General features: G+C 74.6%; 1 protein-coding gene. It reads right to left on the bottom strand.

From position 1 onward, the window contains the following. Window positions 1–55 precede the first annotated feature (55 nt). The gene (locus ACJ6WD_RS14020; protein WP_407615874.1) at window positions 56–20416 is read right to left on the bottom strand and encodes a type I polyketide synthase; all 20361 of its coding nucleotides are present in this window, start codon (window positions 20414–20416) and stop codon (window positions 56–58) included. Between the last annotated feature and the right edge of the window lie 88 nt (window positions 20417–20504).

Raw genomic sequence — 20504 nt, 5'->3', positions numbered from 1 at the left:
GGGGGGGGGGGGGGGGGGGGGGGGGCCCCCCCCCCCCCCCCCCCCCCGACGATTTCTAGGACAGGCCGATCTCGTTGTCGAGGAGGTCGAAGACCTCCTCGTCGGAGGCGGATGCGAAGTCGAAGTCCGCATCGGATCGGGGGGCCTGCTGCCCGGTTGCCGTGGGGGCGTCCCGCAGGGCGTCCCACTTCGCCCGGAGGACCTCCAGGCGACCGGCCACCTGCTCGTGGACCTCCTCCGTGACGGCGAGCCCGCCGAAGGCCCTCTCCAGCCGTTCGAGCTCGCCCAGGAGCGCCTCCGGGCCGGAGGCCGCCTCGGGGGCGATCCGGGCGTGGAGGTGGTCGACCAGCTCCGCCGGCGTCGGGTAGTCGAAGAGCAGGGTCGCCGGCAGGCGGATCCCGGTGAGGGCACCCAGCCGGTTGCGGAGTTCGACCGCGGTGAGTGAGTCGAAGCCGAGGTCCAGGAAGGCACGGTCCTCGTCGATCTCCGCGGCTCCGGTGTGTCCGAGGACCACCGCCACCTGGCCGCGCACGGCGTCCAGGACGACCTCGCGGCCCTCCGCCGTCGACCGGCCGGTCAGGCGCCGGGCGAAGGCCGCCGCCGCGTCACCGTCCGCGGTGGCCGCCGCCCGGCGCCCCGGGACCCGGATCAACCCGCGCAGCAGGGACGGAACCTCGCCCTGCCGACGCAGCGCCGCCAGGTCCAGGCGGACCGGAAGCGCGGCGGGCCGGTCGGCGGCCAGCGCGGCGTCGAAGAGGGCCAGGCCCTCCTCGACGGACAGCGGCGGCATGCCCGAACGGGCCATCCGCTGCACGTCGGCCTCGGACAGCGTGCCCGTCATGCCGCTGTCCTGCGACCACGGGCCCCATCCGAGCGAGGTGGCCGGCAGTCCTCGTTCCCTGCGGTGCTGTGCCAGGGCGTCCAAGAAGGCGTTGCCCGCCGCGTAGTTCGCCTGACCCGCACTGCCGAACGTGCCGGCGACCGACGAGAAGACGACGAACGCGGCGAGGTCCAGGTCCTCGGTGGCCTCGTGCAGGTGCCAGGCGGCATCCACCTTGGGCCGCAGGACCGCCGCCAACCGCTCGGCCGTCAACGACCCCACCACACCGTCGTCGAGAACACCCGCCGTGTGCACCACCGCACCGATCCGATGCCCGGAAACCAACTCCCCGACAGCACCCCGATCCGTCACATCACACGCCACGACCGAAACCTCGGCACCACACCGACCCAGCTCCGCCACCAACTCCTCAACACCCTCGGCATCCGGACCCCGCCGACTCACCAGCAGCAGACTCCGCACACCATGCTCGGCAACCAAGTGCCGCGCCACCACACGCCCCAGACCACCGGTACCACCAGTGACCAACACCGTGCCGGAGTTCCAGGCGACGGGTTCCGGAGCGTCCGGGCGTTCGGTCCGGGCCACCCGCGGGGCGAGGACCTGGTCGGCGCGCACCAGCAACTGCGGTTCGTCCGACGCCAACGCCCGCGGCAGGAGCGCCACTTCGGCCTCCTCAGCCACGTCCACCAGGCCGAAGCGGCCCGGGTTCTCCGCCTGCGCCGACCGCACCAGGCCCCACACCGCCGCACCCGCGAGGTCCGCTCCGGACACCGCGCCGCGGGTGACGAACACCAGCCGCGCGTCGGCGAACCGCTCGTCGGCCAACCACGACTGCACCCTCGCCAGAGCCCAGGCGGCCGCGGCGTGGACGGACTCCACCGTCCCGGCGGGCGCGACCGCCGACGGGGCGAACACGATGTCGGGGACACCGGCCTCCGCCAGGTCGTCGAGGTCCGCATGGGGCTGGAGCGCCAGTTCGTCGAGGATGCCGTGGGCGTCCTTGCCGAGCACGGCCAGCGAGTCGGCCGGCTCGTCCGCGAGGTGGATGCCGGTCCAGTCGACCTGGAAGAGCGCGTCACGGTCGCCGGTCTGCAACTGACCGGTGCTGATCGGGCGCGCGATCAGGGACCGGACCGAGGCCACCGGCGCGCCGGTCGGGTCGGCGAGGGCGATCTGCGTGCCGTCGTCGGTGGAGCGGAGCCGGACCCGCAACCGGGAGGCGCCGGACGCGTGCAGGGAGACACCGCTCCAGGAGAAGGGGACACCGGCCTCGGCCGCTCCCCCGCCGCCCAGGAGCCCCGCGTGCAGGGCGGCGTCGAAGAGCGCGGGGTGCAGCGCGTAGGCGGCGCCGTCGGTCCCTTCGGGGAGTTGGACCTCGGCGTAGACGTCCGCGTCGAGCTTCCAGGCCGCCCGCAGGCCCCGGAACACCGGGCCGTACGCGAACCCGGTGTCTGCGAAGTCCTCGTAGCAGTCCGCCACGTCGAGCGGCTCGGCGCCCTGCGGGGGCCAGGCCGCCGCCTCGAACGCCACCACCGGCTCGGTGGCCGGGGCCACCGCACCGCTGGCGTGCAGCGTCCAGGGGCCCTCGCCCTCGCGGGCGTGGACGGACACCGGTCGGCGTCCCTCGTCCTCGGGCTCGCCCATCCACACCTGCACCTGCACCGCGGACCCCGACGCGGGCAGCACCAGCGGCGCGGCCAGCGTCAGTTCCTCCAGTGCGGCGCAGCCGACCTCGTCGGCCGCCCGCAGCACCAGCTCCACCAGCGCCGTTCCGGGCACCAGTACCGATCCCAGCACCACGTGGTCGGCCAGCCACGGTTGCGCGGACGTCGACAGTCGTCCGGTGAACAACCGGCCGCCGGAGTTGGCGAGTTCGACCGCGGCACCCAGGAGCGGATGCCCGGTCGAGCCCAGTCCCGCGGACCGCACGTCACCCGCCCGAGCCGCCCCTCCCGCCGGCCAGAACCGCTCGTGCTGGAACGCGTACGTCGGCAGGTCCACCCACCGCGCACCCGAACCGGCGAGGACGGCGGACCAGTCGACCGGCACGCCGTGGGCGTGCAGCCGCGCCACCGCCGTGAGCGGTGCCGTCGCCTCGGGCCGGTCCTTGCGCAGCGCGGGAACGAGAGCCGATCCGTCCGCGGCGGACTCCGCGGCGAGCGCGGAGAGGGCGCCGTCGGGGCCCAGCTCCAGGAAGCGCGTCACGCCCTGGGCCGCCAGCGCGGCGACCCCGTCGGCGAACCGTACGGCCGCGCGGACGTGGTTGACCCAGTACTCCGCGGAGCACAGCTCTTCCGCGGTGGCGGGCTCGCCGGTCACGTTGGAGATGACGGGCAGACGCGGCGCGTCGTACGTCATGCCGTCGGCGACGGTGCGGAACTCGTCGAGCATCGGTTCCATGAGCGGCGAGTGGAAGGCGTGCGAGACCCGCAGCCTGCTGGTCTTGCGGCCCTCCCCTTCGAAGTGCGCGGCCACGGCCAGCACGTCGTCCTCCGTGCCGGAGACCACGACCGACGACGGACCGTTGACCGCCGCGATCGACACCGTCTCCGACACGTGCGGCAGCGCCTCTTCCTCCGTCGCCTGGACCGCCACCATGGCTCCGCCGGACGGCAGTTGCTGCATGAGCCGACCGCGGGCCGCCACCAGCGCGCAGGCGTCGGCGAGGGAGAAGACGCCGGCGACGTGCGCGGCGGCGATCTCCCCGACGGAGTGCCCCAGGAGGTGGTCCGGGCGGACGCCCCACGACTCCACCAGCCGGTACAGCGCCACCTCGATCGCGAACAGTGCCGCCTGGGCGTACCCCGTCTGGTTCAGCAGCTCCGCGTCCTCGCCCCAGACGACCTCGCGCAGCGGGCGGTCCAGGTGCGCGTCCAGGGCGGTGCACACCGCGTCGAACGCCGCCGCGAACACCGGCTGGGTGCGGTGCAACTCCCGTCCCATGCCGAGGCGTTGCGAACCCTGGCCGGAGAATAGGAAGGCGAGCCTGCCCGACCGGGCGCGGTCGTGCGCCACGACGGCCGGCTCCGTGCGGCCGTCGGCCAGGGCCGACAGCGAGCGCAGCAGGTCCTCCCGGTCCGCGGCCAGGATCACCGCGCGGTGGGAGAACGCCGCACGGCCGGTCGCCAGCGCGTTGGCGACGTCGGTGACCCGGGTCCGGGGGTCGGCGTCGGCGAGACGGGCCAGCAGTCGGGCCGCCTGGGCCCGCAGCGCCGGCTCGCTCCGGCCCGACAGCAGCACCGGCACCGACGCGGCGGCATCGGCCGCCCCGTCCTCGGTGCCGTCCGGTGCGGCCTCGTCCGTGACCGGCTCGGGCTGCTCCAGGATGACGTGCGCGTTCGTACCGCTGATACCGAAGGACGAGACGCCGACGCGGCGCGGGCCGTCGCCCTGCGGCCACTCGGTCGCGGCGGTCAGCAGGGCCACGGCACCGGAGTCCCAGTCCACGTGGGACGACGGGGCATCGGCGTGCAGCGTCCGCGGCAGCACACCGTGCCGCATCGCCTGCACCATCTTGATGACGCCCGCGACGCCGGCCGCTGCCTGGGCGTGACCGATGTTCGACTTGATCGAACCCAACCACAACGGCCGGTCCACCGAACGGTCCTGCCCATAGGTGGCCAACAGCGCCTGCGCCTCGATCGGGTCACCCAACGTCGTGCCCGTACCATGCGCCTCCACCGCGTCCACGTCCGCGGCCGACAACCCCGCACTGGCCAACGCCTGCCGGATCACCCGCTGCTGCGACGGGCCGTTCGGCGCCGTCAGACCATTCGACGCACCGTCCTGGTTCACCGCGGAACCCCGCACGGTCGCCAGGATGCGGTGTCCGTTGCGGCGCGCGTCGGACAGGCGCTCCAGCACCAGGATGCCGACGCCCTCGCCCCAACCGACGCCGTCGGCGCCGTCGGAGAACGCCTTGCAGCGCCCGTCCTCGGCGAGACCGCCCTGGCGGGAGAACTCCACGAACGTCGACGGCGTCGACATCACCGTCACGCCGCCCGCAAGCGCCAGCGAGCATTCGCCCTGCCGCAGCGACTGGGCCGCCAGGTGCAGCGCCACCAGCGACGACGAGCACGCCGTGTCCACCGTGATCGCGGGGCCCTCGAAACCGAAGGTGTACGACACCCGGCCCGAGGCGACACTGCCCGCGCTGCCGCTGCCCTGGTAGCCCTCGAACTCGCGCCCGGACAGCAGCGTGGCGTAGTCGTGGTACATCACGCCGGCGAAGACACCGGTCCGGCTGCCCCGCAGGGTCGCCGGGTCCATGCCGGCCCGCTCCAGCGCCTCCCACGTCGTCTCCAGCAGCAACCGCTGCTGGGCGTCGGTGGTCAGGGCCTCGCGGGGGCTCATCCCGAAGAACTCCGGGTCGAACTGCGCCGCGTCCTCGAGGAACCCACCGGAGCGGGTGGCGATGGCGCCCTCGGCGTCGGGGTCGCGGGTGTCCTCGATCTCCCAGCCGCGGTCGGTGGGGAAGTCGGACACCGCGTCCACGCCCTCGGACACCAGGCGCCACAGGTCCTCCGGCGAGGCGACGCCGCCCGGGAACCGGCAGCTCATGCCGACGATCACCACGGGGTCGTCCGTCAGGGACGGGAGGGCGGACACCGCGAGCGGCGCCGCGGTGTCCGCGCCGAACAGCTCGCCCAGGAGGTGGTCCGCCAGGGCGTCGGCCGTCGGGTAGTCGAACACGGCTGTCGCCGGGAGCCGCAGTCCGGTGGCCCTGGCCAGTACGTTGCGCAGTTCGATGGCGGTCAGCGAGTCGAAGCCGAGGTCCTGGAAGGCCCGGTCCGGGGCGACCGTCTCCGGGCCCGCGTGCCCCAGGACCGCGGCGATCTGGGCTCGTACGACGTCGAGCAGCGCCGCGCGCCGCTCCGCCGTGGACAGCCCGGTCAGCCGCGGTGCGAGGCCGGCTGCCGCGACGGCGCCGGACCGGCGGGTCCGCGTGCGGATCAGGCCGCGCAGCAACGGCAGCGGCTCGCCCTGTGCGCGGAGCGCCGCGAGGTCCAGGCGGACGGGCAGCGGCGCGGGCTCACCGGTGCCGAGCGCGGCGTCGAAGAGGGCCAGGCCCTCCTCGGTCGACAGCGGCGGCATGCCCTGACGGGCCAGGCGCCGGAGGTCGACGTCGGTGAGGGCGCCGGTCATCCCGCTGTCCTGGGTCCACGCCCCCCACGCCAGCGACGCGGCGGGCAGTCCCTGTGCGCGACGGTGGCGCGCCAACGCGTCCAAGAAGGCGTTCGCCGCCGCGTAGTTGCCCTGGCCGGGGCTGCCGACCGTGCCGGCCACGGACGAGAACACCACGAAGGCGTGCAGGTCGCGGTCCTTGGTCGCCTCGTGCAGGTGCCAGGCCGCATCGACCTTCGGCCGCAACACCCCCGCCAGGCGCTCCGGAGTCAACGACTCCACCACGCCGTCGTCGAGGACGCCGGCCGTGTGCACCACGGCCGTCGGCTCATGCCGGCGGATCAGGTCGGCCACCGCCGCCGCGTCCGAGACGTCGCACGCCTCGACCACCGCCGCCGCGCCGGCCCGCGCCAGTTCGGCCACGAGCTCGGGTGCGCCCTCGGCAGTCAGGCCGCGCCGGCTGACCAGCAGCAGGCTCCGCACTCCGTGGGCGGCCACCAGATGCCGCGCCACCGCACTGCCCAGGCCCCCGGTACCGCCGGTGACGAGGACCGTTCCGTCGGTGTCCCAGCGCTCCGCGTGCTCCGAGTGGGCACGGGCCAGCCGCGGTGCCAGCACCTCGGTGCCGCGCACCAGCAGTTCCCCTTCGTCGGTCGCGAGGGCCTGCGCCAGCACGCTCCGGTCGGCGTCGTCGTCGAGGTCCACCAGGCCGAAGCGCTGCGGGTTCTCCGACTGCGCCGAGCGGACCAGGCCGTGCACGGCGGCGGCCGCGAGGTCCGCGCCGGACACCGCGCCCCGGGTCACGAACACCAGGCGCGAGGACGCGAACCGCTCCTCCGCCAACCACGCCTGCACGGTTTCCAGCGCCCAGGCGGCGGTGCGGTGCACGGACTCCACCACGCCCGCGGCGTCGGCGGGGGGTGCGACGAGGACCGTCGCCGGCACGGTCGGGCCGGTCAGGTCCGCGAGGGTCCGCAACGGCTCGCCCTGCGGTCCGGTGCCCGGTTCGATGCGTTCACCCGTGAGCGGGACGGGGACCCAGTCGACCGTGAAGAGGCTGTCCCGGTCGGCGGCCTGAACCTGCGCGGCCGAGAGCGGACGCGCCACCAGGGAGTCCACGGAGGCGACCGGGGCACCGGAGGTGTCCGCGAGCACCACGGACATGCCGTTCGCGGTGGTGCGGATCCGGACGCGGAGGTGGGAGGCCCCGGAAGCGTGCAGGGCGACTCCGCTCCACGAGAACGGGACGCCGGTCACGTCCCCGTCGCCGGCTGCCGCCGCGTGCAGGGCGGCGTCGAAGAGCGCGGGGTGCAGGCCGTAGGTGCCGCCGTCCGTACCCTCCGGGAGGCTCACCTCGGCGTAGACGTCCGCACCGAGCTTCCAGGCCGCCCGCAGGCCCCGGAACACCGGGCCGTACGTGAGCCCCGCGTCGGCGAGCGCGTCGTAGCAGTCCGCCGCGTCCACCGGCTGGGCGCCCGGCGGGGGCCAGGCCGCGACGTCGAAGGCGACCGCTCGGGCCCCCGAGGTCACCGCGCCGTTGGCGTGCAGGGTCCAGGGACCCTCGGTCTCCCGGGCGTGCACCGACGCCGAGCGGCGGCCCGACCCATCCGGTTCGCCCAGCCACACCTGCACCTGCACTCCGCCGCCCGAGGCGGGCAGCACCAGCGGGGCGGCCAGCGTCAGCTCCTCCAGCAGGTCGCAGCCGACCTCGTCGGCCGCCCGGAGCACCAGCTCCACCAGCGCCGTTCCGGGCACCACCACCGATCCGAGGACCACGTGGTCCGCCAGCCACGGATGGGCGGACGACGAGAGCCGTCCGGTGAACAACAGTCCGCCGGAACCGGCCAGTTCGACCGCGGCGCCGAGCAGCGGGTGCGCCGGGGAGTCCAGGCCCGCGAACCGCACGTCGCCGGAGCGCGCCACCCGACCCGACGGCCAGAACCGCTCGTGTTGGAACGCGTACGTCGGCAGGTCCACCCACCGCGCACCCGTACCGGCGTACAGCGCCGCCCAGTCGACGCCGGCGCCGTGGACGTGCAGGTGCGCCAGGGCACCGAGCAGCGCCGTCTCCTCGGGCCGGTCCTTGCGCAGGACGGGAGCGAGCACCACGTCGTCCGGCAGTGACTCCTCGGCCATCGCCGACAGCACGCCGTCCGGACCGAGTTCGAGGAAGCGCGTCACGCCTTCCTGGTGCAGCGCCGCCACCCCGTCCGCGAAACGCACCGCCTCGCGCACGTGCCGGACCCAGTAGTCGGCCTGGCGGAGCTGTTCGGGCTCGGCCGGGCGACCGGTCAGGTTCGAGACGACGGGGAGCGTCGGCGCGCCGAAGGACAGCCGCGCCACCACGGCGCGGAACGCGTCGAGCATCGGTTCCATGAGCGGCGAGTGGAAGGCGTGCGAGACCCGCAGCCTGCTGGTCTTGCGGCCCTCCCCCTCGAAGTGCGCGGCCACGGCCAGCACGTCGTCCTCCGCGCCGGAGACCACGACCGACGACGGACCGTTGACCGCCGCGATCGAGACGTCCTGGGTCAGGTGCGGAAGGACCTCCTCTTCCGTCGCCCTGATCGCCACCATCGCCCCGCCCGTGGGCAGTTGCTGCATCAGCCGACCCCGGGCCGCGACCAGCGCGCACGCGTCCGGAAGGGAGAAGACGCCCGCCACGTGTGCCGCGGCGACCTCGCCGATCGAATGGCCGGCCACGAAATCGGCGCGCACGCCCCACGCCTCCGTCAACCGGTACAGCGCCACCTCCAGTGCGAACAACCCGGCCTGGGCGTAGGCGGTCTGGTTCAGCAGGTCCGCGTCCTCGCCCCACACGACGTCCCGCAGGGGACGGTCCAGGTGCTCGTCCAAGGCGGCGCACACCGCGTCGAACGCCGCCGCGAAGACCGGCTGACTGTCGTACAACTCCCTTCCCATGCCGAGGCGTTGGGACCCCTGGCCGGAGAACAGGAAGGCCGTCCGGCCCGCGCCGGAGGTGCCCTCCACCAGGCCGGCGTCGGCCTCGCCGACCGCGAGGGCGGACAGGGCGAGCACCAGCGCCTCGCGGTCCTGGCCCCACACCACCGCGCGGTGGGGGAAGCTCGCCCGTGCGGTCACCAGGGAGTGGCCGATGTCCCGCGCGGAGCGCGCGTCGCGGCCGGCGACGTGGGACAGCAGACGGGCCGCCTGGCCGCGCAGTGCGGCCTCGCTCCGGCCGGAGAGCACCCACGCCAGCGCGCCGGGCTCCTCCTCGGCGACGTCCGGAGCGGCGTCGTCCGCGATCGGCTCGGGCTGCTCCAGGATGACGTGCGCGTTCGTACCGCTGACACCGAAGGAGGAGACGCCCGCGCGACGCGGGCCCTCGCCCTGCGGCCACTCGACCGCGGAGGCCAGCAGCTCCACCGCACCGGCGCTCCAGTCCACGTGGGACGACGGGGCGTCGACGTGCAGCGTCCGCGGCAGTACGCCGTGCCGCATCGCCAGCACCATCTTGATGACGCCCGCGACGCCGGCCGCTGCCTGGGCGTGACCGATGTTCGACTTGATCGAACCCAACCACAACGGCCGGTCCACCGAACGGTCCTGCCCATAGGTGGCCAACAGCGCCTGCGCCTCGATCGGGTCACCCAACGTCGTGCCCGTACCATGCGCCTCCACCGCGTCCACGTCCGCGGCCGACAACCCCGCACTGGCCAACGCCTGCCGGATCACCCGCTGCTGCGACGGACCGTTCGGCGCCGTCAGACCATTCGACGCACCGTCCTGGTTCACCGCGGAACCCCGCAGCACGGCCAGCACCCGGTGCCCGTTGCGGCGCGCGTCCGACAGGCGCTCCAGCACGAGCATGCCCACGCCCTCGCCCCAGCCGACGCCGTCCGCGCCGTCGCCGAACGACTTGCACCGTCCGTCCGCCGCCAGGCCGCGCTGCCGTGAGAACTCCACGAACATCGTCGGGGTGGAGAGCACCGTCACGCCGCCGGCCAGGGCCAGCGAGCACTCGCCCGAACGCAGCGCCTGCGCCGCGAGGTGCATCGCCACCAGCGACGACGAGCACGCCGTGTCCACCGTCACCGCCGGGCCCTCGAAACCGAAGGTGTAGGACACCCGGCCCGAAGCGACGCTGGCCGCGCTGCCGTTGCTGCGGTAGCCCTCGAACTGGTCGGCGACCAGGAGCTGTTCGTAGTCGCCGTACATCACGCCGGCGAAGACACCGGTCCGGCTGCCGCGCAGCGACGTCGGGTCGATGCCCGCCCGCTCGATGGCCTCCCAGGTGGTCTCCAGCAGCAACCGCTGCTGCGAGTCCGTCGCCAGCGCTTCCCTGGGGCTCATCCCGAAGAACCCGGGGTCGAACTCCGGTGCCTCGTGGAGGAAGCCGCCGGAGTGGCTGTACGAGGTGCCGATCGCCTCGGGGTCGGGGTTATAGAGGGACTCCACGTCCCAGCCGCGGTCCGTCGGGAAGTCGGACACCGCGTCCGTGCCCTCGGACACCAGGCGCCACAGGTCCTCCGGGGAGGCGACGCCGCCCGGGTAGCGGCAGCTCATGCCGACGATCACGACCGGGTCGTCGGCCGCTGCCAGCGGGTTCGGGCCCGCGAGCACCGGCGCGTCCTGGTCGTGGGCGCCGAACAGCTCGTCCAGGAGGAAGTCGACGAGCACGCCCGCCGACGGGTAGTCGAACACCGCGGTGGACGAAAGGCGCATGCCGGTCGCCGCGTTGAGCCGGTTGCGCAGCTCGACGGCGGTCAGCGAGTCGAAGCCGAGGTCCTGGAAGGCACGGTCCGGATCGACCGTCTCCGGGCCCGCGTGGCCCAGGACGACCGCGACCTGGGCGCGCACGAGGTCCAGCAGGGCCTCGCGCCGTTCCACCGCGCCCAGCGCGGACAGGCGCTCCACGAGGCCGGCGACCGCGGCGGAGCCGGCCACCGTCGAGCGGCGGACCCGGGTCCTGACCAGGCCGCGCAGCACCGCCGGTACGTCGTCCTGCTTCCGCAGTGCGGCCAGGTCGAGGCGGACGGTCAGGACGAGCGCGTCGTCGGCGGCCAGCGCGGCGTCGAAGAGCGCGGCGCCCTCCGCGGGGCTGAGTGCGGGCATGCCCGCACGGGCGATCCGCTGGAGGTCGGCGTCCGTCAGCGTGCCGGTCATGCCGCCGTCCTGCGACCACGGGCCCCACGCCAGGGACGTGGCGGGCAGTCCGGCCGCGCGGCGGTGGTGCGCCAGGGCGTCCAGGAAGGTGTTGCCCGCCGCGTAGTTGGCCTGTCCGGCGCCGCCCCAGAGGCCGGAGACGGACGAGAAGAGGACGAACGCGGCGAGGTCCAGGTCCTTGGTGGCCTCGTGCAGGTGCCAGGCGGCATCCACCTTGGGCCGCAGGACCGTCGCCAACCGCTCGGCCGTCAACGACCCCACCACACCGTCGTCGAGAACACCCGCCGTGTGCACCACCGCACCGATCCGATGCCCGGAAACCAACTCCCCGACAGCACCCCGATCCGTCACATCACACGCCACGACCGAAACCTCGGCACCACACCGACCCAGCTCCGCCACCAACTCCTCAACACCCTCGGCATCCGGACCCCGCCGACTCACCAGCAGCAGACTCCGCACACCATGCTCGGCAACCAAGTGCCGCGCCACCACACGCCCCAGACCACCGGTACCACCAGTGACCAACACCGTGCCGGCGGCGTCCCAGGGGGCGCCGACCCGGGCCCGCGTCACCGGCGTCCGTTCCAGCCGCGCCGCCAGCACCGCGCCGTCGCGCAGCAGGAGCTGCGGCTCGTCCGCGGCCAGGGCCCGCGGCAGCACCGCGGGGTCCGCGTCGGGACCGAGGTCCACCAGGCCGAACCGGCCCGGGTGCTCCGACTGCGCCGACCGCACCAGGCCCCACACGGTGGCCCCGGTGAGGTCCGTGCCGTCCACCGCGCCGCGCGTGGCGAACACCAGGCGCGAGGTGGCGAACCGCTCGTCCGCCAGCCAGGACTGGACCAGCGCCAGCGTGTGGGCGGCGGTGGCGTGCGCCGCCTCCACCACGTCGTCGGGGGCGGCCGTCACCGGCACCACCACCGCGCCCGGCACCTGACCGGCCTCGGCCAGCGCCGCCAGGTCCGGGTAGCTGTCGAACGGTGCGCCGGGCAGGGAGCCGAGCAGGGCCACGGACTCCGCGGCCCCGGTCGGGGGAAGCCGGACCGGGTTCCACTGGAGGCGGAACAGCGCGTCGCGCCCGATCCGGTCCGCGGCGCCCGCCAACTGCTCGGTGGCGGGCGCCCGCAGGTCGAGGGTGCCGATGGAGGCGACCGGCTCGCCGGAGGTGTCGGCGACCTCGACGGACAGCGTGTCGCCGCCGTGCTGGACGATCCGGGCGCGCACGGCCGCGGCGCCGGAGGCGTGGAGCGTGACGCCCTCCCACGAGAAGGGCAGCACGCCCCGGTCCAGGCCGTCGAGGGCCCAGGCGTGCAGGGTCGCGTCCAGGAGCGCCGGGTGCAGACCGTACGCGGACGCGTCGCCCTCGGCGACGTCGGGCAGGGCGACGTCGGCGAACACCTCGTCGCCGCGGCGCCATGCGGCGCGCAGGCCCTGGAAGTGCGCTCCGTAGTCGTATCCGTTGGCGGCCAGTTGCGGGTAGAGGCCGGTCAGGTCGACGGGTTCGGCGCCGGCCGGCGGCCAGGACTCGGCCTGGAAGTCGTAGCCGGCGTGGGCCGCCCGCTCGCCGGGCGTCAGCACGCCGCTCGCGTGCTGGGTCCACGGCCGGTCGCCGTCGCCTTCCGCACGGGAACGGATGGTGACCGGCCGGCCGCCGGCCTCGTCGGCGGGGCCGACGTGCAGTTGCAGCTGCACGCCGCCGTGCTCGGGCAGCACCAGCGGGGCGGCCAGGGTGAGTTCCTCGATCCGGTCGCAGCCCGCCTCGTCGGCGGCCCGGACGGCGAGTTCGACGAAGGCCGTTCCCGGCAGCAGCACCGAGCCGTTCACCGCGTGGTCGGCCAGCCACGGGTGCGACTGGAGCGACAGGCGTGAGGTGAACAGCAGGCCGGCGCCGTCGGACAGTTCCACGGCGGCGCTCAGCAGCGGGTGCCCGGCCGCGTCGAGGCCGGCCGCGCCGAGGTCGCCGGTGGCGGTGCGGTCGGGGACGGGCCAGTAGCGCCGGTGCTGGAAGGCGTACGTCGGCAGGTCGACGGCGTGCGCGTCGGTGCCGGCGAAGAGCGCGGCCCAGTCGACCGCGGTGCCCTGCGCGTGGAGCTGGGACAGGGCCGCGAGCAGCGTCGGCTCCTCGGGGCGGTCCTTGCGCAGCGCGGGGACGACCGTGGTCTCGTCCGGCAGCGACTCGCGGGCCATGGCCGCGAGGGTGCCGTCGGGGCCCAGCTCCAAGAAGCGCGTCACGCCCGCGTCGTGGAGGGCGCGGATGCCGTCCGCGAACCGCACGGCCTCGCGGACGTGGGTGACCCAGTAGTCGGGGGTGCGCAGGTCGTCCGGGGCGGCCGGGGCGCCGGTCACGTTGGAGACGACGGTCAGGTGCGGCTCGTCGTACGTCAGGTTCTCCGCAACGGCGCGGAAGTCGGCGAGCATCGGGTCCATCAGCGGCGAGTGGAACGCGTGCGAGACCCGCAGCAGGCTGGTCTTGCGGCCCTCGCCGGCGAAGTGCGCGCGGACCGCCTCGACGGCGTCCTCGGCCCCGGAGACGACCACGGACGACGGGCCGTTGACGGCCGCGATCGCGACGTCGTCGGTGAGCCGCGGGCGGACCTCGTCCTCGGTGGCCCGGATCGCCGCCATGGTGCCGCCGGCCGGCAGCGCCTGCATCAGCCGTCCGCGGGCCGCCACCAGGGCGCAGGCGTCGGCCAGTGAGAACACGCCGGCCACGTGGGCCGCGGCGATCTCCCCGACCGAGTGTCCGGCGACGTACTCCGGCCGCACTCCCCAGGACTCCACCAGGCGGAACAGGGCGACCTCGACGGCGAACAGTGCGGCCTGGGCGTGGCCGGTCCGGTTCAGCGGTTCCGGGTCCTCGCCCCACACCACGTCGCGCAGCGGGCGGTCCAGGTGCGCGTCGAGGCCGGCGCACACCGCGTCGAACGCCGCCGCGAACACCGGGTGGGTGTCGTACAACTCCCGTCCCATGCCGAGGCGTTGTGAGCCCTGGCCGGAGAAGAGGACGGCGTCCTTGCCGTCGTGCGCGGTGCCCGTGGTCAGTGCGCCGTCGGCGCCGCCCTCGGCGAGGGCGGCCAGGGCGCGCACCGCGGTCTCGTGACTGTCGGTCGCGACGGCGGCGCGGTGGCCGAAGGCCGTCCGGCCGGCCAGCGTGAACGCGAGGTCCGCGAGCCGCGCTTCGGGCGCGCGGTCGAGGTGGGCCAGCAACCGGGCCGCCTGGTCCCGTACCGCGCGGTCGGACTTGCCGGACAGCAGCAGGGGGACCGGCGTCGCGGGGGCGACCGACGGCGCCTCGTCCTCGGTCGGTTCGGCCTGCTCCAGGATCACGTGCGCGTTGGTGCCGCTGACGCCGAACGCGGAGACGCCGGCGCGCCACGGGCGGTCCGTCTCGGGCCACGGCAGCGGCTCGGTGAGCAGGTCGACGGCGCCCGCGGTCCAATCGACGTGCGGGGTGGGCGCGTCGACGTTCAGGGTGCGGGGCAGCACGCCGTGGCGCAGGGCCAGGACCATCTTCATGACGCCGGCCACGCCGGCGGCGGCCTGGGTGTGTCCGATGTTGGACTTCAGGGTCCCCAGCAGCAGCGGACGGTCCTGCGGCCGGTCCTGCCCGTACGTGGCGAGCAGTGCCTGGGCCTCGATGGGGTCGCCGAGCCGCGTGCCGGTGCCGTGCGCCTCGACGGCGTCGACGTCGGACGCCTCCACGCCCGCGTTGGCGAGTGCCTGGCGGATGACGCGCTGCTGGGACGGGCCGTTGGGCGCGCTCAGTCCGTTGGACGCGCCGTCCTGGTTGACCGCCGAGCCGCGGACGACGGCGAGCACCTGGTGGCCGTTGCGCCGGGCGTCCGAGAGCCGCTCCACGAGCAGCAGTCCGACGCCCTCGGCCCATCCGGTGCCGTCGGCCGCCGCCGCGAACGGCTTGCAGCGGCCGTCCTCGGACAGGCCGCGCTGCCGGGAGAACTCCACGAACGTCTCCGGCGTCGCCATCACCGTCACGCCGCCGGCGAGCGCCAGCGAGCACTCGCCCGACCGCAGCGACTGCACCGCCATGTGCAGGGCCACCAGCGACGACGAGCACGCCGTGTCGACGGTGACCGCCGGGCCTTCGAATCCGTAGGTGTACGACACCCGGCCGGAGACCACGCTCATCGAGTTGCCGGTGAGCGAGTGGCCGGTGACGTCCTCCCGGCCGGAGTTCAGCACCGAGCGGTAGTCCTGGGTGTTGGTGCCCACGAAGACGCCGGTGCTGCTGCCCCGCAGGGTCTCCGGGTCGAGGCCGGCCCGTTCGAGGACCTCCCAGGACGCCTCCAGCAGCAGCCGCTGCTGCGGGTCCATGGCGAGGGCCTCGCGCGGCGAGATGCCGAAGAACTCGGCGTCGAAGTCGGCCGCCTCGTAGAGGAAGCCGCCCCCGCGGGCGTAGCTCGTACCGGGGTGCTCGGGGTCGGGGTGGTAGAGCTGGTCGAGGTTCCAGCCCCGGTTGTCGGGGAGGACGGAGATGGCGTCCCGGCCCTCGGCCAGCAGCTCCCAGAGGTCTTCGGGCGACTGCACGCCGCCGGGGAACCGGCCGGCCATGCTGACGATCGCCACCGGCTCGTCGAGGGCGGCGACGGTCCGTTCCACGACGGCCGCGGTCTGTTCCGTGCCCAGGATCTCGGCGAGCAGGTAGGCGGTGACCGCGCTGGGCGTGGGGTGGTCGAACAGCAGGGTGGTGGGCAGGGCGAGGCCGGTCACCGTGGCCAGGCGGTTGCGCAGTTCGACCGACATCAGCGAGTCGAAGCCCACGTCCCGGAAGGCCCGCCGCGCCTCGATGCCGTCCGCCGAGTCCAGTCCGAGGGTCTTCGCGGCCTCCTCCTGGACCGTCTGCAACACCACCCGTTCCCGCTCGTCGGCGGAGAGCGCGCCGAGCCGGCCGCCGAGCGGGGAGGAGTCCGCGCGCGCGGACTCGGGCGCCGCGGCCAGGACGCGGCGCGCCTCGGGCAGGTCGGCGAGGAGCGGACTGGGGCGGACCGCGGTCAGGGCGGGGGCGTACGCCGTCCAGTCCACGTCGGCCACGGTCACGTTCGTCAGCCCCTGGGCCAGTGCCTGGCGGAGGGCGGCGAGCGCGGAGGCCGGGGCCATGGGGATCAGTCCGTCGCGGCTCACCCGGTCGGCGACGTTGCTCTGCGTCGCCATGCCGCGGTCCGCCCAGGCGCCCCAGGCCGTCGCGGTGGCCGGCAGTCCCTGTGCGCGCCGGTGCTCGGCGAGCGCGTCGAGGAAGGTGTTGGCGGCACTGTAGTTGGCCTGCCCGGCGTTGCCCAGCGAGCCGGCGATCGAGGAGAACAGCACGAACAGTTCCAGGTCGAGGTCCCGGGTGAGTTCGTGGAGGTTCAGGGCGGCGGTGGCCTTGGGGCGCAGCACGGCCTCGAAGCGTTCGAGGGTCAGCGCGTCCAGCATGCCGGCGTCCATGACGCCGGCGGCGTGCACGACGCCGGTGAGGGGCGTCTCCGCGGGGATGTCCGCGAGGACGGCGGCCAGGGCATCGCGGTCGGCGGCGTCGCAGGCGACGATGGTGACCGGGGTGCCCCGGTCGGTGAGTTCGGCCGCGAGTTCCGGTGCGCCGGGAGCCTCCAGGCCGCGGCGGCTGGTGAGCACCAGGTGCTCCGCACCGGCGTCGGCGAACCAGCGCGCGAGTTCGGCGCCGAGCGCACCGGTGCCGCCGGTGATCAGCACCGTGCCGTGAGCGGTCCACCCGGCGCCGGTGTCGCCGCCGGGGGCGATCCGGGCCAGGCGGCGGGCGAAGGTCCCGGCGGCGCGGATCGCGACCTGGTCCTCCGTCCCGGCGAGCACGTCGAGGAGGCCGGAGACGGCCCGGGCGTCCGGGTTTTCGGGGAGGTCGACGAGTCCGCCCCAGATCCGCGGGTACTCCAGCGCGGCCACCCGGCCGAAGCCCCAGTGCTGCGCCTGGAGCGGGTTGGTGAGCGCGTCCCGGTCGTCGACGGCGACGGCGCCGCGGGTCGCGCACCACAGCGGGACCGGCTTGCCGGAGCCCTCCACGGCGCGCAGCAGGGCGGTGGTGGCGGCCAGGCCGCGCGGTACGGAGGTCAGGTCGGGGTGCGGGCGCTCGTCCAGGGCCAGCAGCGACAGCACGCCGTCGATCGGGCCGTCGGGCCAGGCGAGGGGCTCGGACGGGTCCTCGGTGCCGGAGAGCACCAGCACCTCGGTGTGCAGGCCCTGAGCGCGCAGCGCGTCGAGGAGCCGGGCGGTCCACGGGTCGTCGGTGACGCTGTCGGGCAGCGCGACGAGCCAGTTCCCGGTGGCGGTGAAGCCGGTGCGGGCGGTGACCGGGGTCCAGCCCGCCCGGTAGCTCCAGCCGTCCGCCACCGCTTGGGTCCTGCGCTGCCTGCGCCATGCCGAGAGCGTGGGCAGGAGGCTGCCGAGCGAGTCGACCGTGCTGCCGTCAATGGCCAGGACGGCCGAGAGTCCTTCCAGGTCCTCGCGTTCGACGGCTTCCCAGAATCCGGCCTCGCCGGCCTCGGTGGCGTCGGCGGCGGCATCGGGGCCGCCGGTGGCCTCGTCGGCGGCGTCCAGCCAGAACCAGCGGCGCTGGAAGGCGTAGGTCGGCAGCTCGACGCGGTGGGCGTCGAGCGGGCCGAGCAGGGCGGTCCAGTCGACGGGGACGCCGTGCGCGGAGAGGGCGGCGACGCCCTCGGAGAGGGACTGGGCCTCGGGGTGACCGCTGCGCAGGAGGGACAGCAGGAGCGGCCGTTCGAGGGTGGTCAGGGAGTCCTGGACCATCGTGGTGAGCACGCTGGTGGGGGCGAGTTCGACGAACGAGGTGACGCCCTCGGCCTCCAGGGTGCGCACGGTGTTGCAGAAGCGGACGCCCTCCCTGATCTCCCGGACCCAGTAGTCGGGGGTGCGCAGGTCGTCGTCGACGGCGAGCTCCCCGGTGACCGTGGAGACGACAGGGATGCGCGGGGCGTGGTACTCCAGGGTCGCGGCGACGCTCCGGAAGTCCTCCAGGATGCTGTCCATGCGCGGGCAGTGGCCGGCGACGCGCACCTTGATCCGCTTGACCCGGCGCCCCTGGCCCTCCCAGTGGGCGGCGACGTCGGCGACGACGTCCTCGTCGCCGGCGATGACCTGGGCCTGCGGTCCGTTGACCGCGGCGATGGTGGCGCGGTCCTCCTTGCCGGCGAGGGAGGCCCAGATCTCCTCCTCGGTCGCCTGCACGGCCACCATGGCGCCGCCCGGGGGCAGCGTCGCCATGAGGGCGCCGCGGGCCGCGACGAGCTTCGCGGCGTCCGGGAGGGAGAGGATGCCGGAGACGTGGGCGGCGGTGAGCTCGCCGACGGAGTGGCCGGCGACGAACTGCGGGGTGACGCCCCAGGATTCGACGAGCCGGAACAGCGCGGTGGCGAAGGCGAAGAGCGCGGGCTGGGTGTAGTCGGTGCGGTCGAGCAGGGCGGCCTCCTCCGTGCCCTCCTCGGCGAAGACGATGTCGCGCAACGGCCGTTCGAGATACGGGTCGCACGCGGCGCAGACCGCGTCGAAGGCGGCGGCGAACACCGGGTATGCGGCGTGCAGTTCGCGTCCCATGCCCGCCCGCTGGGGGCCCTGGCCGGTGAACAGGAACGCGGCCGGCGCCTGGGCCGCGACACCGGTCACCAGGCCCGCCGCGGTGCGGCCCTCGGCGAGGGCGTCCAGGCCGCGGAGGAAGGCGTCCCGGTCGCCCGCGACGACGGCGGCGCGGTGCTCCATGAGGGACCTGGTGGTGACCAGGGAGTGGGCGACGTCGGCCGGTTCGAGGGCGGCACGGGAGCGGACGTGGCGGCCGAGTTGCGCCGCCTGGGCCCGCAGTGCCTCGCCGGTCCGCGCGGACAGGATCCAGGGCAGCACGCCGGGCCGGGCGGCCGGCGCGGGCGCCGGCTCGGACGCCCGCTCGGACACGGCCTCGGGCTCGGGTGCCTGTTCCAGCACGACGTGGGCGTTGGTGCCGCTGATGCCGAAGGAGGAGACGGCGGCGCGGCGCGGGCGGTCCAGCGTCGGCCAGGGCTCGGGCTCGGCGAGGAGCTTGGCGTTGCCCTCGCTCCAGTCCGCGTGCGGGGTGGGCGCGTCCATGTGCAGGGTCTGCGGCAGCACGCCGTGCTGCATCGCCAGGACCATCTTGATGACGCCGGCGATGCCCGCGGCCGACTGGGTGTGCCCGATGTTGGACTTCATGGAGCCGATCAACACGGGCCGGTCCGCCGGGCGTTGCTGTCCGTACGTGGCGAGCAGGGCCTGCGCCTCGATGGGGTCGCCGAGCCGGGTGCCGGTGCCGTGGGCCTCCACGGCGTCGACGTCGGCGGAGCCGAGCCCGGAGTCGGCCAGTGCCTGGCGGATGACGCGCTGCTGGGACGGGCCGTTGGGGGCGGTGAGTCCGTTGGAGGCACCGTCCTGGTTGACGGCCGAGCCCCTCAGCACCGCGAGCACGGGGTGGCCGTTGCGCACCGCGTCGGAGAGCCGCTCGGCGACCAGCAGGCCGACGCCCTCGCCCCAGGCCGTGCCGTCGGCGGCCGCGGCGAACGGCTTGCAGCGGCTGTTGGCGGCCAGGCCGCGCTGACGGGCCAGGTCCACGAACATCTGCGGGGTCGACATGATCGTCGCGCCGCCGACCAGGGCCAGGTCGCACTCGTCCCGCCGCAGCGACTGCGCCGCCAGGTGCAGCGCCACCAGCGACGAGGAGCACGCGGTGTCCACGGTCAGGGCGGGGCCTTCGAGGCCGAGGACGTAGGAGATCCGGCCGGAGGCGACGCTGATGAGGTTGCCGGTCAGCAGGTGCCCGCCGGTCTCCTCCGTCCGCTGGCTGCTGTCCGCGTCGTAGCCGGCGTGGTTGGTGCCGACGAACACGCCGGTGTGGCTGCCCGCGAGGGACTGCGGGGCGATGCCGGCGCTCTCCACGGCCTCCCACGCGGTCTCCAGCAGCAGCCGCTGCTGCGGGTCCATGGCGAGCGCCTCGCGCGGCGAGATCCCGAAGAATCCGGGGTCGAACTCGCCCGCGTCGTAGAGGAATCCGCCCTCGTGGGCGTACGTGGTGTCCTGGCGGTCCGGATCGGGGTCGTGGAGCCCGTCGAGGTCCCAGCCGCGGTTCCCGGGGAAGGCGCCCATCGCGTCGACTCCGCCGTGGAGCAGTTCCCACAGCTCCTGCGGCGACCGCACGCCGCCGGGGAAGCGGCAGGCCATCGACACGATCGCGATGGGTTCGCGCTGCTTCTGCTCCGTCTCGTCCAATTGCTGGCGAGTCTCTTGGAGGTCCGCGATCGCGCGCTTGAGGTACTCGCGAAGCTTCGCCTCGTTCGACATCAGAATGCCAACCCCTCATGGAATGCCGGTTCTGGGGCACAGAGCGACGACACTCACGTCTGACCCACTGTTCCCGGTCATCCTCAACCGA

This window comes from Streptomyces sp. VTCC 41912, from assembly GCF_045799175.1.
In the GTDB taxonomy this organism is placed as follows: Bacteria; Actinomycetota; Actinomycetes; order Streptomycetales; family Streptomycetaceae; genus Streptomyces; species Streptomyces albulus_C.
This window is presented reverse-complemented; position numbering and strand designations above follow the sequence as displayed.